The following is a 20,012-nucleotide window of genomic DNA, read 5'->3' as shown; positions in this document are numbered from 1 at the left end:
AGCCGCGCACAATTGATGTCCTCGCTTGATCGAGACAAGACAAGTAGATTTAACACCGGCTAGTCCGAAACGGAAAAAAACGAAGAGACTTTAAGAGGCGGCAGACACGCCTGGATCTTCGGAGGATTCGGCGAAAATCGAAGCTGGATCGATCTCGTATACCGTGGCCCGAGTGATCGCCCGGGCGTCTGTGTTCCGCGAGCACTGATCTTGCGGCTCCAAAGCGCCAATAGTATCACCTGGTGCAAGCCGAATGTTCTCATCGTCAGCCCCGCGAACCTCAACGACTCCCGTCCGAATTACAGCAAATCGATTGGTTAGCTTTTCCCCGGCCTCATATGATTTCAACACGGCCGAAGCAAGCAACCTGTCCCGCTCTTCCGGTTTCAAGCGAGAAAGTTCGGTGGTCGATCCGAGCAATGAGCTAACAGGGCGTACATCTTTCTTCGGCGGTGCTTCTAGTACGGCCTGTGTAGCGGGAGGAAGCGAGAGAGAGATATCGTTCGCGACGCAATGGCGGTAGACGAGATCGACAACTTCGTTGCGCGCCGAAACCCGCTGCGACGGACTCCTTACTTGAAAGAGAAGTTGAATTTCGATTGCGGCACCATTGATGCCAACGAGCGAGACGATCGGCGGGGGATTGTGCACAATAGTATTGCTGCCGTTTACAACCTCTTGCATGACCGCAAGAATCAGGTGCGGTGATCGGTTTGGCACGATGTTGACGGGCAGTACAATCTGATGGGTTTCATCGGGCTTGCTGACATTGGTCAGGCTCTGCTTGGCCAGTACGCTGTTCGGGAGAACGACAACGTTATTTGCGCTGGTCAGTAGATAGGTTGATCGCCAGTTGCTTGCGATAACCCTTCCTTCACTTCCATCGCCGAGCAAAATCCAGTCGCCAATTGCATACGTCCGGCCGAGCGTGAGCGCCACGCCCGAGAACACGTCCCCTAACGTATTTTGTAGCGCTAAACCGAGGATGATCGCCACCACACCTGAAGTCGCGAGCAGCGTCGCGATCGGCGCGCCGAACACAAATGCTAATATCGAAAGGAAGACACCGAGGTAGACTATGGCGACCAGGAGATCTTGCACAAGTCTCGCTTCCCGAGGTCTGCGGTCAAGGACGATGTAGATGCGGACGAAACCGATCGTTGCCCAAGAAAGGTGAGTCCACCACAAGATCTTCGCGGACACCACCAGCGCGCTGTTTTCGTCAAAATGGGGCGCTTCGAACCGGAAGGGAACCACATCAGCAAGATGAATAGTCAGTGACATGCCAAGAAAGCAAATTATCTGCGCTAATAGCCGCCCTGTCGGCCGATTTCGGCCCTGGAAGTGCCAAACGATTATTCCCGCTACACCAAGGACAACAGTAGCTATGACGAAGAGATACGCATGTTGCGGCATTGCGACGGCACCTGTGAGATAGTCGCGCCATCTGGCAGGCCAATTTTCCTACCCCGATGTGTCGCGATGAATTGCGGCAGGCTACAGCGAAAATTTCAGCGGGGGCACCTATCCATTTGGTAGGTGCTGCGGGTCGAATACCGAACAAATCCGGCTGCTATTCATAAGAGAGGAATGCAGAAGCGATCCGCTCAACTATCGTCCGAATTTTTGGACGCAGGTTCCACGGATGGGATGCTTTCGATACGTCTCACGACTCGCCATTTTCGGACCCAACACAGGCGTCGCCAAGCCGCTGAAGGAGAAGAGGATGCACAGCTCAAAATCTACTGGTCGTATCTACGGCCGGTCCGGCGGAAGGCATGGTCGGAGGCGCAACGAATAGCGCGGGTTCCTGAAAGGGCAGCTCTTTGATCGAAGTTGACCATCAAGATTGATTAGAAAATTCCATGCTGTCGAAAATCCAAGAGAACGTACATCTTGATTTGCAGGTCGCAGAGGCGGTCAGCGAGTGTGTAGTCGTCTATGATCAATTTGGACAGATCGTCTACTGGAACCACGCCGCGCAACTGCTTTATGGGCGGTCTAAGGCCGAGGTGCTTGGTAAGCACGGCAAAGATGTCTTCACGAATCCAGGTGCCAATCCTGATTGGGCCGAACTTGAAAGGGTTGGCCTTTGGGAAGGGATAGTCCACCGAACCGATAGTGAGGGAATGCCAGCCCTGGTGCACATAAGGGTGCGGACGGCACGGGATCGCAATGGCAACAACGACAAATATATAGAGTGCGGTTCCATTGCCGACACCAGCAACGTCGAACTGCAGCCCGATGGCCTCCAGAAGGATTGGCTCGCCGTTTGGCGCATCGACGCCTCGCTCGCTGCGACAGCGCTTCATCAGCTTGAAGGACGACTGGGACCAGATCGTATTGAACTAACAGACAGGGATTTCGCACTCATCGCCGAGCATCTCCAAGTCATTGATCGTAACGCGACCGCCGCGAAGTTGTTCGCCGGAAATGAGATAGCCGAAGCGGCCGTTGGGGAAAGTGCGTATACCTCTTGGCCGAAGAAGCATCGGGATAGATTGCTCCAGATGACAATCAAGATGCTATCGGGCCAAGCTGCTGATCAGACGATCATTCGGGAAACGGTGGATAAAGACGTCCTCGCAGTTTGGCGCGAGGGCTCGAGGCATGCGACCACCATTTCCGCGTGCGTACAAGGCTCCTGGAGAGATTTGGAACCCTACTGGGACCTTGCGGCCAGTGAGCAGCGATATCGGAATCTAATAGACAATGTGCCCCTTCCGGTCTGGCAGGTAGACGCACGTGTAATGACTGGCGTTATTGAACAGCTGAAGTACGCAGGCGTGACCGATATTGGCGTCCACCTCCGGGACCACCCTGATCTCGTTGCTTTCTCGAGCGAGGCAGTCGTTGTCACGGATGTGAACGAAAGTGCGATCAAACTCTTTAAGGGCTCTCGCAAAGAGGAATTTATAAGCGACGTCAGGTATATTTTCGCTGGTACTCCAGACGCTGGGGCGCGTGTTGTCATGGCCCACTTCGAAGGCGGCCGCAACTATAGCGAACAGATGAAAATCCTCACATTCGACGGAGAACTCAGAGACGTCCTGTTCTACGTCACCTTTCCGCAGTTTCCGGAGAAGCTCGACAAGACTTTGATCATAATGATCGATGTGACGGAACAGCGACGACTCGAACAACAATTTCGAAAAATTGAGGCGGATCTCGCCCACGCTGCGCGCATTTCCGCTCTCGGCGAGCTCGTAACATCCATAGCACATGAAGTCAGGCAACCTCTTTCTGTTGTAGCTACGGATGCCGAGACGGCACTTCAATGGTTGATGAGAGACAACTCGAACCTCCCGAAGTTGCAGGCAATCATCGGGCGGATCCAGACAAATGCACACCGCGCCAACGAGGTTATTAGCCGGGTGAAGGACATGGCTGTCAAAACCGATCCCGCCCGATCGCTTGTCAATGTTAATGACATAATACGCGAGGGGGTGCTTCTCGTGCAGCCCGAGAGCATCGCGCACCGTATCACCATCGGCATGCGGCTGCATGCCGACCTTCCGCAGGTTCTTGGCGACAGGGTGCAAATACAACAAGTTATAGTAAATCTCCTCATCAACAGCATTCACGCGATTACTACCCACGTCGGTCCGTCGCGGGATATTATGATCACGACCTCAGCAGATCTCGATGGAATGATCCTGGTATCCGTCGTGGATACGGGTGGCGGCATAGCGCCCGACGACATTGAGCGAATCTTCGACGGATTCTTCTCTCGAAAAGCTGAAGGGATGGGAATGGGTCTAGCTATATGCCGCTCCATCATAGCCAATCACGGAGGCACGATCACTGCTCGGAACAACGGCGCGGGCGCGCAGTTTACTGTAGCTCTGCCCCTGCCCGCACAAGCGGAAAGCGAGCCGGGTTTCCGACCACCTGAATGGTCTGCCGCCACATAGCAAACGTTCGTTTACTTGCCCAAGGAAGCGGTGACGATAAAATGAAGCCTGGACGTGAAGTCTATTTCGGTTGGAGGACCGCTTATGGCACAAGCTGCTGCCCGCGACCCTAACGCTGCTTGCTCGACCCATCAGGTCGTACACATCGTCGAAGACGACGAGTTGCTTCGATCGTCCCTACTGGACCTTTTCCAAGCTAATGGAATAGAGGCCGAGGCCTTCGAAGACGCGGCAGCGTTCTTTTCCCAAGTATCTCGCGCCACAAGCGGTTGTCTTCTGGTTGACGTTCGCTTGCCAGGTGTCGGGGGAATCGACTTCGGAAGGCAGCTCAAAGCATCAGGTTACGACCTCCCCTTAGTGTTCATGACAGCTTACGGCGACGTGGCCACAAGCGTCGTTGCGATGAAAACGGGCGCTGTCGACTTCCTGCAGAAGCCCCTCCTTACCCGCGAACTTCTTGATGCAGTAAGCGCTGCTTTCGCGATCGACCTGGAAAATCACCAAAGACGTCTGTTTCAACAAGCGGTCAGGGAGCGCGCTGCGACCCTCACGCGAAGGGAGGACCAGGTAATGCGCCTTGTAGTGTCGGGGCTGATGAACAAGCAAATTGCCTTTGAACTCGGGATCAGTGAGATCATGGTCAAACTGCATCGCGGCAGCATGATGCGGAAAATGCAGGTAACCTCCCTCGCCGAGCTCGTTCGGCACTCAGTCATACTTCTCTAACCAACTGAGTAACGTCGCTCTTCCATAAACAGATCACCGCGGGGACAGGACCTCATGGTCTATACTAGGATTTTATTTTAATGCAGCAGACAACAAGCAAAACGGTGGCTATCGTGGATGACGACCAGTTCCTCCTGGAATCATTACACGACTTCTTCGATGCGATGGGAATCGAAAGCTGGACCTACAATTCCGCGGATGAATTTCTGAAATCTGGTGATATTCCGCGCGTCCACTGTGTGCTCGCTGACGTAAAGATGCCGGGCACCAGCGGGCTTGAGCTACTGGAACAACTTGTGAAGCAGAACGGGCCTCCGGTCTGCTTGATGACCTCGTTTGCGGATGATCGGACCAAGCGAGCGGCTGAGAGGGGCGGTGCCATTGGTTTTCTCGAAAAGCCGATCAGCCCAGCAGCCCTTCTTGCGTTGATTTCATCGTCCGGAGGTCAATAGGAGACGGTTCCGCCGCAAGCTGGGCGCGAGCTGGCGGCCTCAAATGTCGTGTATCTCGAAGGTTGAGGCCATTCTTTGAGGGATCACACGCTGCAGCCTAGCATGCGGGTACTTTCGCGTCAGGATGTCGCGAGTATGTTCGATGGTAGCGTTCGAAGCCTTCGCACCAACTATTACTGAGGTAACAGCTTCAGTCGGAAACGACCGTAGATGAATCTTATCTTGCCCAATGTCGACGGTCTTTTCGATTTGTTTCATTGCACAGTTGATGCGCCATTCGCGTTCGTACGCCCAGTCCGCCCCTTTCGATGACAATGCGGCTTGCAGATCATCAAAAAGCTCTTCGTTCTGCTCATCCAGATACTTAATCTTCTGCAGCTTCGACTTTCCCTTATCGTTCATAAACCAAGGGTGGGCAGTGTCGAAGGCAACGACCACACCCGTGTGATTTCCGCCGTAGTGAGCCCACATGGTAGCGATGTCGCAGCGTTCGGATAGTGAGAAGCACATCAGGATCGAGCCAATATCGGTCAGGAACTCTTCTGGTGTCTTGATCATATCAATACCACCTAGGAACTTGTCGACAAACTCGCTCATCTGACTGCGCATGAAATTGTCGAGAGACAGGCCAAATTGTTGCCGAAACATCTCCTTCACCTGAGAAGTCGGCACCTGGATGCCGCGTTCGGCAAGGTTTGAACGCAACTCCTTCTCTATGTATTCGGGCGTGACCATGGCCCTGATTGCGCGCTGCATGATCTTGATGAGCTTCGGACCTGCAAAGTGCCGAAAGGTTTTCCGAACCTCGAAGCTGTCATTCGTGTCTAGGAGATGCGTAAATCGGACCATTCCCTGTTCGAGAACCCCATCGATACGATCCGCCACCATATACTTATAAAGAATTGGCGGCGGTGATTCGGAAATTTTGAAGTCTTCGGGGTCGAAGATATCCGGAATGGCACTAGGATCAGACATTATCGCTCTCACGAATCGGGTTCTTGATCCAGTATTTCAGGGTCGCCTTTGATGATGCAATGGCTTCGCAACTTCCACGAACTAGAGGAACTCCTGGTTTAAAAAAAGCTCCTAACCTCCCATTTCTTAATCTCTATACCGCTAAACGCCAACTCCACTCAGCGAGCGTCTCAGATCTTGGTCAGCGATCGATGCGTTGGAGGCATCAAGCTCCGAGCCGTACGTGTGCCTATTCGTCATCTCATGCCTGAGAATGCCTTTCTGAGTTCAGTGGCGAAGATCTCCGGCTGTTCCCACGCAGCGAAGTGGCCACCGCGTGGTGCCGTGCTCCAGTAATAGAGATTTGGCCAGGCCGCTTCAGCCCATGAACGCGGCGTGCGATAGAACTCTCGGGGAAAGATCGTTGCTGCCATAGGGAGATCAATTTGACCCGCCGAGTAGTTGGAAAAGCCGGTTCTGAAGACTTCCCAATAAAACCGGGCTGATGAACCAGCCGTGTTGGTGAACCAGTAAAGGGAAATATCGTCGAGCACCGCATCGATCGACAGCGCGTCCTGGATGTTTCCATTGTTGTCGGACCAGGATTGCAATTTCTCATAGATCCACGTGGCTTGGGCTACAGGTGAGTCAGCCAATCCGTACGAAAGGGTTTGGGGTCGGGTTCCCTGCTGGAACGCGTAGGCGGAACCTTCGCTGCCGAGAATTGACATGTCCTCCAGCGCCTTTTGCTCTTCCGCACTAGGATCAACTGGCGGTTCCATCGGGAACACGAGAGGGAGGTTCACATGCGCGGCGATAAGCCCGCTCGGTTTGCGCTGCGCCAGACGATGCGTGATCAGCGAACCCCAATCTCCGCCCTGGGCAACCCACCGGGTATAACCAAGCCGTTGCATCAATAAGCCCCAGGCGTCAGCAGTGCGCTCGGCATTCCAGCCGGAGCCGGAAGGTCTGTCTGAGAACCCAAAACCGGGAATTGATGGTATTACAACATGAAACGCATCTTCCGCCCGGCCACTATGCGACGTCGGATCCGTGAGAATTTCGATCGTGTCAAGAAACTCAACCACCGATCCGGGCCACCCGTGCGTCATAATGATTGGGAGGGCGTTCTGATGTTTGGACTTCACGTGGATGAAGTGAATGCCCAAACCATCTATTTCAGTACGGAATTGCGGATACTTGTTGATGCGGGATTCGAATTTTCGCCAGTCATAATGTTTAGCCCAATAATCCACCAGTGCTTTGGCATCATGAAGCGTGGCACCTTGGCTTCGATCACCAACCGTCTCCTGGTCGGGCCACCGGGTGCCAGCCAACCTGCTCTTTAGATCATCAATAGCCGCCTGCGGAATCTCAACGGTGAAGGGCGTGATTTGGGATGAGGCTCTCGGCAGAGTGAGACCTCCGGAGCTCGCTAACATCGTATTGGGCGCTGTTAACGTCGCGCCTACAGCTGCGATACCGCCGAGAAACCTCCTTCGGCTCTGTGAGTTCAAGGCATTCCGATCGGTAACGAGCTGATGGTGCATCGAATTTAATCTCCAAGATATGACAGATGCTGAAATGGGGCACGACGGGCGGTCTCGTTTATCGACCCTAGCAACGTATCCTCTCAGCAGCTGGGATTTAGTCACGTCGGGGCGAAATCATTAGACGGATCACGGACACAAGACTTGTGCCTACCGGGCGTACCCTGCCCTCCGCCAACGGCTCGGCGTTAATTTATACTGCGAGGCCGAGAAATTGGCGTTGGACGCGGCGCTGTCGAAAGCCTCTTGGGCATTGGCTGGAAAAATGGGTCCAATCCCTCCTTTCCCAATCAATTTGCGGCAGCCCAGCACTTAGCCGCTTAATAACTCTTCAAGAAGATCTGCAAACCTATAGATCAACTGAAATTATTCTATGTCGTATAAACCTGGGTATCCACCAAACGCACGTATAGTTCCTCGAGCTAACCCCAGCCGCTAGCCTAAGCTGTCACTATGCCCCTGAACCCTGGGCATGATCGTGGCGTATTGGCTATCGAACGGAGAAGCTGAAATGAAGAAGGAAGAACTGATTACCAGCCGCCGCAAGGTCATGACGGGAAGCGTTTCGCTCGCCGCCGCCGCAGCGGTCGGATCAAAGGCTGCAGCTGCTGAACCGGGAAAAGGATCGCAGAGCGTAGTGGGCGAGACTGGCTATGTTACCACCAAGGATGGCGTGCACATTTTTTACAAGGATTGGGGACCGCGGGACGGTCAGCCCATCGTTTTCCATCACGGATGGCCTCTAAGCAGCGATGATTGGGATAACCAGATGCTCTTCTTCATGAACAAGGGCTATCGGGTAATCGCGCACGACCGCAGAGGACATGGTCGATCGAGCCAAGTCAGAGACGGGCACGACATGGACCATTACGCTGCGGACGTAGCGGCCGTTGTCGAACATCTCGATCTCCGGCAAACCGTTCATGTCGGCCATTCGACCGGCGGCGGCGAAGCCACTCGTTACACCGCCAAGCACGGCAAAAATCGCGTTGCCAAACTCGTACTCATTGGTGCAGTCCCCCCGCTTATGGTGAAGACTTCGGCCAATCCTGGCGGTCTTCCAATCTCGGTATTTGACGGCTTCCGTCAGGCGCTCGCCGCCAATCGGTCGCAGTTCTACTTTGATGTCGCGAGCGGTCCCTTCTACGGTTTCAATCGCGAAGGCGTGACGGCATCTGACGCCATGATCCAAAACTGGTGGAGACAGGGCATGACTGGAGCGGCGAATGCCCATTATCTCGGCATCAAAGCTTTCTCCGAAACTGATTTTACGGAAGACCTCAAGGTCATCTCGGTTCCGACGCTCGTGTTGCATGGTGACGACGACCAGGTTGTACCTGTGGCGGACTCAGCTGAATTGTCCGCAAAGCTCCTCAAAAAGGCTGCGCTCAAGATCTACAAGGGATTACCGCATGGAATGGCTACAACTCATGCCGATATCATTAATGCCGACATCCTGGATTTTCTGAAAGCATAAGAAGGCTAGATGGGGGTGCTCTAGGGAGCACCCCCCGGCCGATTAACGGCCTAAAGTTTCCCGCCTAACGCTCACCCCCCCTGCGCGCGTGCTATATAGATCACCGTGGCCGGACTAACATCTGGGCCTTTTGCTCTCCTCGACCGCCTTGCGACCAGCGTCATTCTTCCAGAATGATCACGCCAGAAAGACACACTGAGGGTCCAGCGCACGCTACGGCGGTCACGCATCATCCTGCTGCCGACCCGTTGAAGCTTCAGCCTTGGCCCGTGTTTCGCCCACCGCGTTCGCTACTAGACGCTTTCCCCCCTTGCTGGGGATTGACCAGCCATAAGTGGCAGCGCCAACTCCATCTTAGCTCGACTCAATAACAGTTCGAAAAGGGAGTGAGATGTCAGCTAGTTCCATTACGTCGCAAGATCTGAGCATTGGGCAGATATTTCAAAATTTCTACAGAGTTCCCGACTACCAGAGGGAATATGTTTGGAGCGAGTCTGATGCGAAAGGAGAACGCGGGGAAGAGGTCGAGCAATTCCTGAAGGATATCCTGAGCGAGTTCGAGCAGGCGACAAAAGACGGTGCACCTGAGTATTTTATTGGCACGATCGTTGTTTGTCCGGGCGAGGACTCGGTATTTGACTTAATCGATGGGCAGCAGCGTAGCACAACCTCCTTCTTGACCCTTTGTGCCCTGCGAGATCTGCTCGTGGAACTCGGGGAGACTGTACCCAGTACCCTTGCGGGACAAATCGCTGCGCAAGATACGAACTGGCAAGGCGAGACGAGGGAGCGCATGCGCCTGGATCTCCAATATGAAGATGCAAGCGGCGTTTTAGTTGAATATGGAGAAGGCCGAGGCAAAAATGCGCGAAGGGAAGGAACTCGCTCTATAAGAAATCTCGCCAACGCCTACGACACCATTCGCGAGTTTCTCAGCGTTCAATTTCCAAGTGATGCCAACGGCCTACGACGCTTTCATGGTTACTTCACGAACAAAGTGAAGCTGATCCGGATAGAAACCCCCAACGTCAGCCGCGCACTCAAAATTTTTGAGACAATCAATGATCGTGGCGTTGGACTCGACGCCATGGATCTGCTGAAAAACCTCCTCTTCATGAAAGCAAAGCAGAGTGACTTTGGGAAGCTGAAGGACGTTTGGAAGGGCGTAACCCAAGCAATCTATGATGCGCGTGAGAAGCCTCTTCGGTTCTTGAGATACTACCTCTTGGCGACCTATGACGTCGACGCAAAGCTTCAGGAAGAAGACATCTATGACTGGCTTACACGCAACGAGGCTCAAACCGGTCACGGTATCGATCCGATTGGGTTCGCGGAACGCTTGCGGCAAAGCGCTTTAGCCTACCAAAATTATTCCAGAGGACGAAACCCTGCGGGCGGCGCGGACCATGGCATCTACAACACGCGGCTCCTTGGAGGCAGCGCGGTAAAAACCCATTACATCCTGCTGCTGTCAGGTCGGCATCTTGCTCCAGACCTTTTCGAACGTCTGACCCGTCAGATTGAAGAGACGATGTTTGTATGGCTGATCGCCGGGGTAGCGAGCAAGGACTACGAAAGAGTCATCGTTCAAGCGGCGCGGAACCTACGCCGCGCGACGGATGCCGCGACATTCGCGAAGTTCGAACAGGAGTTCCTCGTTCACCAGAAGTCTCTCAACATGCAGATGTTTAGGAACGCGCTGCTTAGGCTCCATACGTACGATCTTAGAAAGTTCAGGCTCCGGTATTTGCTGGCGAAGCTCACTCGTCATTTTGATGTTCTAGCCTACGGTGAGGCTGGCCGTGAAAGTCTGTCGCATTACATGGAGGCCAAAAACGACATCGAGCACATTTTGGCTCAAGGTGCCGACGATGATGCGAAACTTGAGTTCGGAGAAGGTGCGGACTCATTTGAGTTGATACAGCGGCTCGGCAATCTCATGTTAATCGAGGCATCCTTGAACAGGGTCATCAACAATCGCCCCTACTCCGAAAAGATCGCGACGTACCCTTCGTCACAGTTCTTGCTGGCCCGCTGCCAAGCTGCCCCCCTCACCATCGGCGTAAACGACAGGATCACCCGTGCGATCCAGAAACTAGATCCCGCATCTTCTTGGGACCGCTCAGCTATTGACCGTCGGCAACAGTGGATTGCCGATGCTGCGCTCGAAATTTGGGGCGTTCCGAGCCCCAATCCTAAAGCAACTAGTGAGTTCGAGATGCTGATCCCGAGTCCAAATCCATGACCGCACGAGAGGCATCCCAGTGGGGATACAGGGCTCTTCGAAACCTGGCGAGCTTGTGGTGGTGGCGATCGTTGATGCCCCTCAGAAGACAACACATACGAAGTTCCGCTTCCAGCAAGCGTTAAGGCTACGCTGCTTTAGTGCACTATGAATCGAAAGCGGCAACCCTGTATTCGGGCTGCCGCTTATCCGTACCCACCTGCTGCCGAAGCAGGGCCTTATCTAGAAGTTTTGGCTTAGCGCGCCGGGGGTGGCGTTGCCGTTTTAACCCATTCGGAGAACAACGTCTTCCCGAGCCGTGCACCGTCCGATGGCATGAGAGTCTTGTCGTCCAGACGAACACCGAAATAAGGAGTTTGGCTGTCGATAACAATCTCGCGGTTGTCGCCGATCTGACGCATGTACTTTTCAACCGCATCGGAGATACGGATCGGCTCAGGACCAGCTATTTCGGCCATCCCATCGAGAGGCTTACCCAGAACGAAGTCAACAAGCGCGTCTGCGACGTCATCCGAGTAGATCGGCTGCATCATAGCAGGGGAGAGATGCACTTTATCACCCTGAGCACCAGATTGAGCGATGCCGAACATGAACTCAAAAAACTGTGTTGAATGGACAATAGTGTAAGGAATGCTAGCTTCCTTGATGAGCTTTTCCTGGGCGAGCTTCGCGCGAAAATAGCCGCTACCCTGCAAGCGATCAGTTCCGACGACGGAAAGCGCTACGTGGTGCGTGACGCCAGCGGCAGCCTCTGCCGCCAGAAGATTACGACCAGAAGACTGGAAAAACTCCATGACTGCCTTGTCTTCGAAGGATGGAGAATTGGCCACGTCCACCACAATTTGAGCGCCAGCAAGAATCTCTGCCAGCCCCTCACCTGTGACAGTATTGACGCCAGATGCAGGCGAAGCGGCGATGACATCATGCCCCTTTGCCTGCAGGCGCTGGACAAGCTTTGACCCGATTAGGCCCGTACCACCAATGACGACAATCTTCATTTTTGCTCTCCTTTAGATGATTATGACGGGTGCCACACCGACGCCGATGCAACACATTCCTTAGTTCAACTCAGCCTTGTCGAGCCCGAGAGCTGTATCGAATGATCCTGGTACGGTCATGAAGCCAGCGTTGACGCGGGTCCAGGCGTTGGCAGACATGACGACGAAGGTCAGGTCAGACAGCTCCTTTTCACTAAGCTGCGAGCGAACGCGCTCGTAGATGTCATCCGGCACCCCAAGGTCAGGAAGCTTCGTGAGGATTTCTGCCCAGGCCAGCGAAGCGCGTTCGCGCGGAGAGAAAAGCATTGACTCGCGCCAGGATGCGAGGTGGTAGAGCCGGAGCTCCCGCTCGCCGTGGAGCTTGGCTTGCTTGATATGCATATCCAGGCAAAAGGTGCAGTTGTTAAGCTGCGCGACGCGTACGTTCACCAGATCCCGAATGGATTCTTCAACGACGTTGTCCTTTGTGGCAGTCACGAATTCCATGAACTTCTTCATGATATCCGGAGATTCCTTCGCGAAGTTGATGCGCTGTGTCATTGCGTTTTCCTGAGTTGGGAGTGAAGAACCGGTCGCCTGCATCGGGCTACCCTGAGCAACTCTAAGCGATCACCCATCGGGCGATAGATAAACGTAGGTTTAAGTGGTCACAGTGCGCGACAGCTACGATCTCAGGTGGAATGACGTAGCGGCATAGTCCCGCTTCAGGATTTTAACGAAGGCTTCCGACATGCCGTTTGACTGCGGACTGGCCACCGGCGTGAAGCAAGGCGTCAGATTGAGCGCCTGTGCAAAGAGCCTCGTATTCCTCGCAGTGTAAGCTGAGCCATTGTCCGAGAAATGCTCGATTGCGTGCGGGACTCGGGTTGCTGCGAACCGCTTCTCGACCGCCTCCAGCATCATATCGCGCACGTCTGAGCCCGAGATGCCTGCGTTGGCGACCGCCGTCCAGGCAATGATCTCGCGGTCGAAGACATCGATGATGAAGGCGAGACGAATGACCTCGCCATTCCAGCAGGTGAACTCCAAACCGTCGGAGCACCAGCGCAGGTTCGAGCGCATGACCATGACCTTGCCGTCATGGATGCGGCCCTTGCGAACGGCCGTATGCTTCTCGCCTGGTTCGAAACTCTGCTCAATGATTGTCAGCTTCTGCTCGGTTGTCCACCGCCTGCGGCGGACATCGCCCGTCAGCAATTCAATGTGTCGGTACTCGTTAGACATAAGCCTATACCCAAGCCTGTGCTTGGGCCTTTCTGCTTATGCCGACTGTCCGGTCGAAACGGGGGGCAGTTCACGTCGTTTCGAGATCCTGAACCACGGTTCATACCGTCCATCTTGTCTGATGGAGAGCCACACCCTAGGTGGAGCGGATGTGATCTCTAGATATCCTTCTGCTCTCTGTCAGCCGTAAGGGTTTTCTGAATTATCGGCAATGTAAAAGAAAAGCTCGCGCCTTTGGGCTCATTCTTTTCGACCCAAAGTTCGCCGCCGTGCGAAGTAACGACAGAGCGACAAATCGCTAGGCCCATCCCCATCCCATGCTCTTTTGTAGTAAAAAACGGCTCAAATATTTTTGCAGAGTTCTCAACCCCTTGGCCTGTGTCGCTGATTGAAGTGAGAACAGAATTGCCTTCACGGCGTACGCGCACAGTTAAGACCCGATCGTCGCCACTCGCTGCGATCGCTTCGATGCCGTTTCGCATGAGATTGATAACCACCTGTTGGACCTGAACACGATCAACTATGAGCATTGGAAGATTTTCTTCCAGATCTACGTCAAGTTTTATTCTGTGTCGCTGAAGATTGCCGGAGAGTAGCTCTCTTGCCTCCCCAATGAGCTCAGATAGATCAGTAGGGGCTCGGGCTTCGGGAGACTGGGCAAATAGTGCACGGATCCGCCGAACTATGTCTGTCGCAGACTTACCGCTTCGAATGATGCGTTCCAACGTTTGTTGAGCACGACCTATATTTGGAGGGTCTGAAGCCAGCCATAGCTGGCATGCCTCGGAGCTTGAAAGGAGCGCAGCTAGCGGCTGAGCTACCTCATGGGCAATAGAAGCGGAAAGCTCTGCGAGATTTGCTGCTTGGCTTGAACGCGCAAGATTTTCTTGCGCTACGCGCAACTCTTCCTGGGCGAGGACCTGGTCGTTGACGTCAAGGGATACCGCGTACCATTCGATAATCGCCCCTTTTGCATCACGTATCGGTTCTGCACGACTGTCCATCCACCGGTAGACACCATCGTAGCGCCGGACACGATATCTGATTGCGAGGCGCTGACTGGTCGCCATTGCTTCCCAGATTGATGTGCTAAGTCTCTTTAAATCATCTGGGTGAATAGCCTCTCTTACGACATTGAGGGTGGCTGTAGGATCGTTCACCAACTCCTCTCCCAACGCGAAGAAATCGAATGTGGCTTTACTGATGAATGTTGGATGCCCCTCGCCATCGAGCCGCATTATGTGGACCGGCACCATATTTACGAGTTGTGACAGTTCTTGTTCACGGAGTCGAAGTGCAGCTTCGGTTTGTTTATAGACGGTGATGTCGATAGACATGCCGTACCATCCGGTTATGCGCCCCTGTTGATTTCTCGTTGGCCTCATTGCAACTCTGTGCCAGCCGTACTCTCCGGTTGAGACCCGTCTGAGACGGTACTCGTTGTTCCAATGCTCGCCGGTTATCAAACTGTGTCGGAGAGAGATGGCGACGCGCTCATACTCGTCCGGGTGAAAGATATGTTTCCACCCCAGATCGCCACCCGAGAGAAAATCTTTGGATGTGAGACGCTCATTCATCTGTTCAAGGGTCTGGCCAACAGTCGTTTGTGCATTCGGGGTCGCGTACGTGAAACGTCCGGCCGTATCCATTGACCAACCCGTACCGAACAATGTTTCCAACACCAGCGCGATGCGCGCAGCTTCGACTGTTTCACCGACCGACTCTGCTATTGACCAAGGTAGATGCTGTGCTGAGATTTTAGCCGGTGTATCGCCTGCAATATCGTAACCCGGTTCAGCTCTGAATTCGCTCCAATCGTAATCACCTTCTGATTGCAGTCTTCTGTAACGGACAATCTGGGGGAATCCGCTCCAGAACGCTCTGGATGAAGCCTGACTCACCACATCTCTGTCTTCAGGATGGACGGTCTTCAAGAATTTTTCATTCAACGAGTGAGGCCCTGGCTCACTTTGCTCTCGCGATACGTCTTTTGTGGCACGTTGTCGCTCTGCTGAGTGCGCGATAAACAAGGCGCTTATACATAAAGCGGTGATGAAGAAAGAAGTCCACGATTTGGTTTCGAGGCCCTTCCACCCCAGCCAATTGATTGATATCCCGCTAACAAGTGCTACGCAGATAACAACGGTAAGGATGACCATCGTGCGCCGGTTGGCATAGAGTCCAATGGCAACGACTGCCAAAAGAAGTCCAATTTCGTTGGTTGTCAGCCAATAGAGCAAAAAGCCGATGATGCACCCTAAGATGAGAAATGCTCGGCGCACGTGATCGGGCTCGGGCTTATCCGTCATACTATCCGATCTCATTTATCCAACGAGAATGCATCGGCGCGCACGTTCATAGTCCATCGTCCTTAAAGGCCTGTAGCGCGTTATCAGTTTGCGTTTACTTTCGGCAAAATGAATGTGAGAAAAAGTACGCCAGCAATCAGGAAAAGCGAGCCAATGATCGGACTGTCGGGGTCGTGTTGGTAGAGCGTTGTGCCAACCACGGGCCCGATTGCCGAACCGAGTCCTCTTGCTGCCATGTTCAATCCGCCGATTTTACCCTGTGTACCTTTACCACCAAGCAGGCTAATCGCACCGAGTATCGCCGGTGCCAAAAAGCCGACAGCAAGCCCGATGATCGCCATTGCCAGGCACATTTCAAGTGTATCGTTTGCGGGCAGCAGCATAATTAGGCCGATGAAAATACCAATGCTGCCAAACTGCAGCATTAGAGTTGGTTTCCAATTTCGCCGGGTAGCGATCAGTACCTGTGCTGCGCAAACCGCGATGACTCCAACTGTTAGGACTAATCCCGTTTGCGATGCGGCAGACCCGCTATCGAAACTAAACTTGTCTATTAGCCTAAGCGCGAAAATTGGTGGCACCGTCGTGTAGCATGTAAAGCCTACGAGCGTGATCAGCAAGTACGGCCAAATCTTGTGTACGGGAACTACAGATTCGGCCTTGGAGATTGCCATTCGTGTGCCATTCGTCGGCAAAAAGGCTGCCGCACAAACGCTTGCCAGCACTCCAAACACGGCAATTGTTGCGAAGCCAGAAACGACACCGTATTTGCCCGTGAGCCAGAGGAGCGCCGAACCAACCAAAGTACCGGCACTAACCACAGCGCTCAGGGTTCCCATCCCGCTAACACGACGCGAGGGCAAAGTGTAATGTGCCATCGATGCCTGTGCCACGGGTATGAGAGCCGCTCCAAAAACGGCTTGGATCAGCCTCGCGACACCAAGTGCAGTTCCAATCATGGAAGCTGGTAACAGTATCCATTGACTGATAATTACCGCCATCGCGGCGGGGCCAAGCGTTACCATTGGCACGGCAACGAGCAGCATCTTGCGTGGGCTCAATATCTCGGAAACGTAACCCCAGAATGGAGCCGCGATGACCCCGATGAGTGCGCCACCACCAAGAATTAGTCCAGTCTCGAGTTCGCTGAGGCCGAGTTGTCTTCCTGCCACGGCGAGACCTCCAGTCATGAAGCCGTTCGCCGATGTATAGATGACTACACCGAATAGCATTGTCGCGACTTCACGTAGAGAGTAGTTTCGCGGCATCTCAATCCCGCTGATGTTGCCCGTCATCTTTCGTTATTCACCTCATTGTTAGATTTTATGTTGCCAGGAATTTGTCGCGTCGATTGACGAAATACTCGATGCACTTCAATTTCATGGTCTTATTCGCTCAAACAACGAAGTCCCGGACAACTTTAGAACGCACCGTTAGTATGACGGATACGCCGATTAACGTTCCTAGAGTTTGCTCAACTTACGTCGATCGTATCTATTCACGCTATTCAGACTATTGTCATTCGCAGACTTATTCACGTTTGGCATCCTATTAAGGCACTCAGGCTAGCCAAACGTTGGTTTTATATGAACCGTTGACGATTTGAGGCTCTCAGGTTCGTTTTCAATGCCTGGGAGTTTGCGATGCATTTTGGTGTTTTAGCCGCCCTGATTTGTTGGTTTCCGCGCAGAACTGATGGAGTGGATGGCCCCTCCCGTCGGCCACGCCGCGTCGTGAGAACTTCCAACGTAGTCTCCATGTAGCTACTTCTCGTCGCTTTTTCATGAAAGCTCGATCACGCATCAGACGGCAGTGGGCAACGTGGGGTGGAACAGCGGTTACCTTGGCTCTGTCGCGAAGAATTCGTTGTTCGCTGAAGTTTCCGCCGTACCTCGCGAACCTTGCTGAGCTATGCTGACCGTAACGGCAGGGTAGACCTACCGCTCACACCAAGTCGTGGCGATCCGGAAGCCGTGGTGCGGTTCACCCGTTCTGTGCGGGTTCAAGGTAGCTGACATGGGGGGCTGCTTAGCGTTGTCTCGCTGCCACAAAGGCCCCAGTTGGAGCTACGCCGCCTGAATGCGGGGAGGCTCCCCCGCGACCCGCTGCAACTGCTCGACACACCGCACCAGCGCGGCCAGAGAGCGGCATTGCATCTTCCTCATTACGCTCATCCGATGCAACTTGACCGTCATTTCGCTGATACCGAGCTCGAATGCGACCTGCTTGTTCATTAAGCCGCTTACGACAGCGTGCATAACTTCTTTTTCTCTCGGCGTCAGCGTGTCAGCCAAGAGGCGGATCTTATCGAGTTCTTCATCTGCTTTGCGCCGCTCTGAGTCCAGCTGGATGGCATGCTCGACTGCTTTCAGAAGCTCCTGATTGGCAAATGGTTTGGTGATAAAGTCACTAGCTCCCGCCTTCATCGCCTTGACGCTCGTGGGTACATCCGCATAGGCGGTGAGAAAAATAACTGGCAGCCTGCTACCCATGGAGATGAGCTGACTTTGAAGATCCAGGCCACTACCGCCCGGCATTCGCAGATCAACTACCACGCAGCCTGGTGCTTTTGTGTCGGCTAGTTCGATGAATTCAGTCCCGCTCGCGAACCCAGATGCGCGCTTTTTCGTCACCATGAACAGATCAAGCAACGCCTCCCGCATTTCCAGGTCGTCGTCAACAACGTATACGATAGGTTCGGCGGACATTTCTATTCCGGCCTGAGCGCTTTGCATCGTGTCGCCTCAATATCTGAAAAAGAGCTCACGTTTTCGCGCCTCTTTCCCACGTTCATATCTCTATTCAACCGCGTCCGTTTCATATCACCGATTTTCTGATAACCAGTGCTCTATATCACAAATTCAAGTCATATGGGACCAAACCTTGGTTTAGGTTCCCAGCGGTTCGCTAATGTAGAACCCCCGAAAGCTTGAGGCGATAGAAGGGTGGCTCGGTACTAGCACGCTGCCTGAACAGCAGCTCGCCACTTGCCGTTCAAGGGTGCATCTGATCTTCCAACGCGCTATTTGGACCGCCTGGTCCGTGCGGATGTTCCGAACTGTACGAGTGCGTTGTTTTTTGAATGTCACCGATGGCCTGGTTCCCGTCCATTCCATAAAACGAGAAATGAAGGCCCCAGTACGAAGCGCAGAAAACAACCAGCGCAGTAGTGAGGCCGATCGGAATGTTCACCAGCCTGCGCTTGAAGGATGTCATGAGATCCACACCTGAACGCTGATCAGCCGACACTGCAATTAAGATTGCCATGATGAGCCCGTGACCGATGAGGTCCACCCGGCCGAATGGCCAGACCGCGGCTGTAAAAATTACGAGGAGGGCGATAGCAGAGAGTCTGCGGATCAATGGCGTCCAAAGCAGACCAAATCCCAGTGTAAACTCCGTAACTCCCGCCATTGGGATGAACACATCACGCGGCATCCCGAAAGTGAGGAATGGCTTCTCGACAACAAGCGGATAGAACCAGCTAGGGAAGGCAAACTTCTCCAGACTAGACCACATCAAAGCTATTGCCAGCCCCCAACGAAGCGCTTCAAAGCGGCGCGACCGAAGATTTTCATTGCTCATTGGTTCGAGGATCAGGTATCCGGCTACGCCGAGCCCTAGTGCAAGGTAGTCAAACAAATGAAAGAGCTCGTAATCACGTAGCGCAAAGATCCAGAGGGCAACAATACCGGCCCCAGCTATCGGCATGGTTGGGCGAAAGAAGATGCAGCACGCGATCACGAGCTGCAACCAAGAAACCCATTCCGCGGGCGTCTTCAGATCAGGTGTGAGATAGACGCCGCCAACGGCGAAGATTGCAACAAAGAAAGCGGCAATGATCGACCTGATGTAGTCGTCTTGCCGCCTCCAGAGCGGGCCGGTGGCATAGTCGAGCCCCTGAATAATGCTGGCTCCGTATGAACTGCGTTCGATCACTCGAGCCAGCATGAAGAATAACAACACAAGGCCGATGCCAACCCAAAACCAAAGGTCATGCAGGGTGCGCGTAACTGATTCGGGCGGAGCCCCCACAATAAAGGGGGCGAACCATTTCACATGAGCGGAGACCGAACTCGGGAGCAAAACGATACCAGCCGCGAACGGCATCGTGATCACAAGGCATCGCGATGTCTTGAACATGACTCTGCTTTCTTTTGGCT

14 protein-coding genes and 1 pseudogene are annotated in these 20,012 nt (G+C 53.7%); 5 read left to right on the top strand and 10 right to left on the bottom strand.

Going from position 1 to position 20,012, the window contains the following annotated elements; genetic code table 11:
- Positions 1–90: 90 nt before the first annotated feature.
- Positions 91–1,416, bottom strand: coding sequence for a mechanosensitive ion channel family protein (locus QTA58_RS19380; RefSeq protein WP_289670310.1), 1,326 nt, complete (start codon positions 1,414–1,416; stop codon positions 91–93).
- A 449-nt stretch (positions 1,417–1,865) separates the two neighbouring features.
- Here QTA58_RS19380 and QTA58_RS19375 point away from each other — a divergent pair, with 449 nt between their 5' ends.
- The 3 genes from QTA58_RS19375 to QTA58_RS19365 all read left to right on the top strand — a co-directional run bounded on the left by QTA58_RS19375 (position 1,866) and on the right by QTA58_RS19365 (position 5,092).
- Positions 1,866–3,914, top strand: coding sequence for an ATP-binding protein (locus QTA58_RS19375; protein ID WP_289670308.1), 2,049 nt, complete (start codon positions 1,866–1,868; stop codon positions 3,912–3,914).
- An 84-nt stretch (positions 3,915–3,998) separates the two neighbouring features.
- Positions 3,999–4,640 (top strand): response regulator, encoded by a 642-nt coding sequence (locus QTA58_RS19370; protein WP_289670307.1) that lies wholly within the window; start codon positions 3,999–4,001, stop codon positions 4,638–4,640.
- An 80-nt stretch (positions 4,641–4,720) separates the two neighbouring features.
- Complete coding sequence (locus QTA58_RS19365; RefSeq protein WP_289670306.1) at positions 4,721–5,092, top strand: response regulator; 372 nt, start codon at positions 4,721–4,723, stop codon at positions 5,090–5,092.
- A gap of 39 nt (positions 5,093–5,131) precedes the next feature.
- Here QTA58_RS19365 and QTA58_RS19360 read toward each other — a convergent pair whose 3' ends face one another.
- Both QTA58_RS19360 and QTA58_RS19355 read right to left on the bottom strand, forming a co-directional pair.
- Positions 5,132–6,067, bottom strand: coding sequence for a DUF2971 domain-containing protein (locus tag QTA58_RS19360; protein ID WP_289670305.1), 936 nt, complete (start codon positions 6,065–6,067; stop codon positions 5,132–5,134).
- A gap of 236 nt (positions 6,068–6,303) precedes the next feature.
- Complete coding sequence (locus tag QTA58_RS19355; protein WP_289670304.1) at positions 6,304–7,596, bottom strand: epoxide hydrolase family protein; 1,293 nt, start codon at positions 7,594–7,596, stop codon at positions 6,304–6,306.
- Between the two features lie 511 nt (positions 7,597–8,107).
- Between QTA58_RS19355 and QTA58_RS19350 the strand changes: the two genes are divergently transcribed.
- Together QTA58_RS19350 and QTA58_RS19345 are read left to right on the top strand one after the other, a co-directional pair.
- Entirely contained in the window at positions 8,108–9,073 is a 966-nt protein-coding gene (locus QTA58_RS19350; RefSeq protein WP_289670302.1) for an alpha/beta hydrolase, read from the top strand.
- Positions 9,074–9,464: 391 nt separating this feature from the next.
- Positions 9,465–11,318 carry a DUF262 domain-containing protein gene (locus QTA58_RS19345; RefSeq protein ID WP_289670300.1) on the top strand — a complete coding sequence of 618 codons (1,854 nt, stop codon included), beginning with the start codon at positions 9,465–9,467 and terminating at the stop codon, positions 11,316–11,318.
- A gap of 236 nt (positions 11,319–11,554) precedes the next feature.
- Here QTA58_RS19345 and QTA58_RS19340 read toward each other — a convergent pair whose 3' ends face one another.
- From QTA58_RS19340 to QTA58_RS19310, 7 genes and pseudogenes are all read right to left on the bottom strand, one after another.
- Positions 11,555–12,316 (bottom strand): SDR family oxidoreductase, encoded by a 762-nt coding sequence (locus tag QTA58_RS19340; protein WP_289670297.1) that lies wholly within the window; start codon positions 12,314–12,316, stop codon positions 11,555–11,557.
- A 60-nt stretch (positions 12,317–12,376) separates the two neighbouring features.
- A complete protein-coding gene (locus tag QTA58_RS19335; protein WP_289670295.1) occupies positions 12,377–12,856 on the bottom strand; it encodes a carboxymuconolactone decarboxylase family protein in 480 nt (159 codons plus the stop codon).
- 153 nt (positions 12,857–13,009) lie between these two features.
- Positions 13,010–13,402, bottom strand: a pseudogene (locus tag QTA58_RS19330) (DDE-type integrase/transposase/recombinase); the annotation flags it as partial.
- A 296-nt stretch (positions 13,403–13,698) separates the two neighbouring features.
- Positions 13,699–15,849, bottom strand: coding sequence for a PAS domain-containing protein (locus QTA58_RS19325; protein WP_289670294.1), 2,151 nt, complete (start codon positions 15,847–15,849; stop codon positions 13,699–13,701).
- Between the two features lie 83 nt (positions 15,850–15,932).
- Entirely contained in the window at positions 15,933–17,144 is a 1,212-nt protein-coding gene (locus tag QTA58_RS19320) for an MFS transporter (RefSeq protein ID WP_289670293.1), read from the bottom strand.
- Between the two features lie 771 nt (positions 17,145–17,915).
- Positions 17,916–18,557 carry a response regulator gene (locus QTA58_RS19315; protein ID WP_289670291.1) on the bottom strand — a complete coding sequence of 214 codons (642 nt, stop codon included), beginning with the start codon at positions 18,555–18,557 and terminating at the stop codon, positions 17,916–17,918.
- A gap of 286 nt (positions 18,558–18,843) precedes the next feature.
- A complete protein-coding gene (locus QTA58_RS19310; protein WP_289670290.1) occupies positions 18,844–19,992 on the bottom strand; it encodes a hypothetical protein in 1,149 nt (382 codons plus the stop codon).
- Positions 19,993–20,012 lie beyond the last annotated feature (20 nt).

The sequence above is a fragment of the Neorhizobium sp. CSC1952 genome (genome assembly GCF_030378245.1).
GTDB lineage: Bacteria > Pseudomonadota > Alphaproteobacteria > Rhizobiales > Rhizobiaceae > Neorhizobium > Neorhizobium oryzae_A.
The sequence above is the reverse complement of the archived record's forward strand: the minus strand, read 5'-3'. Positions and strand labels throughout refer to the sequence as shown.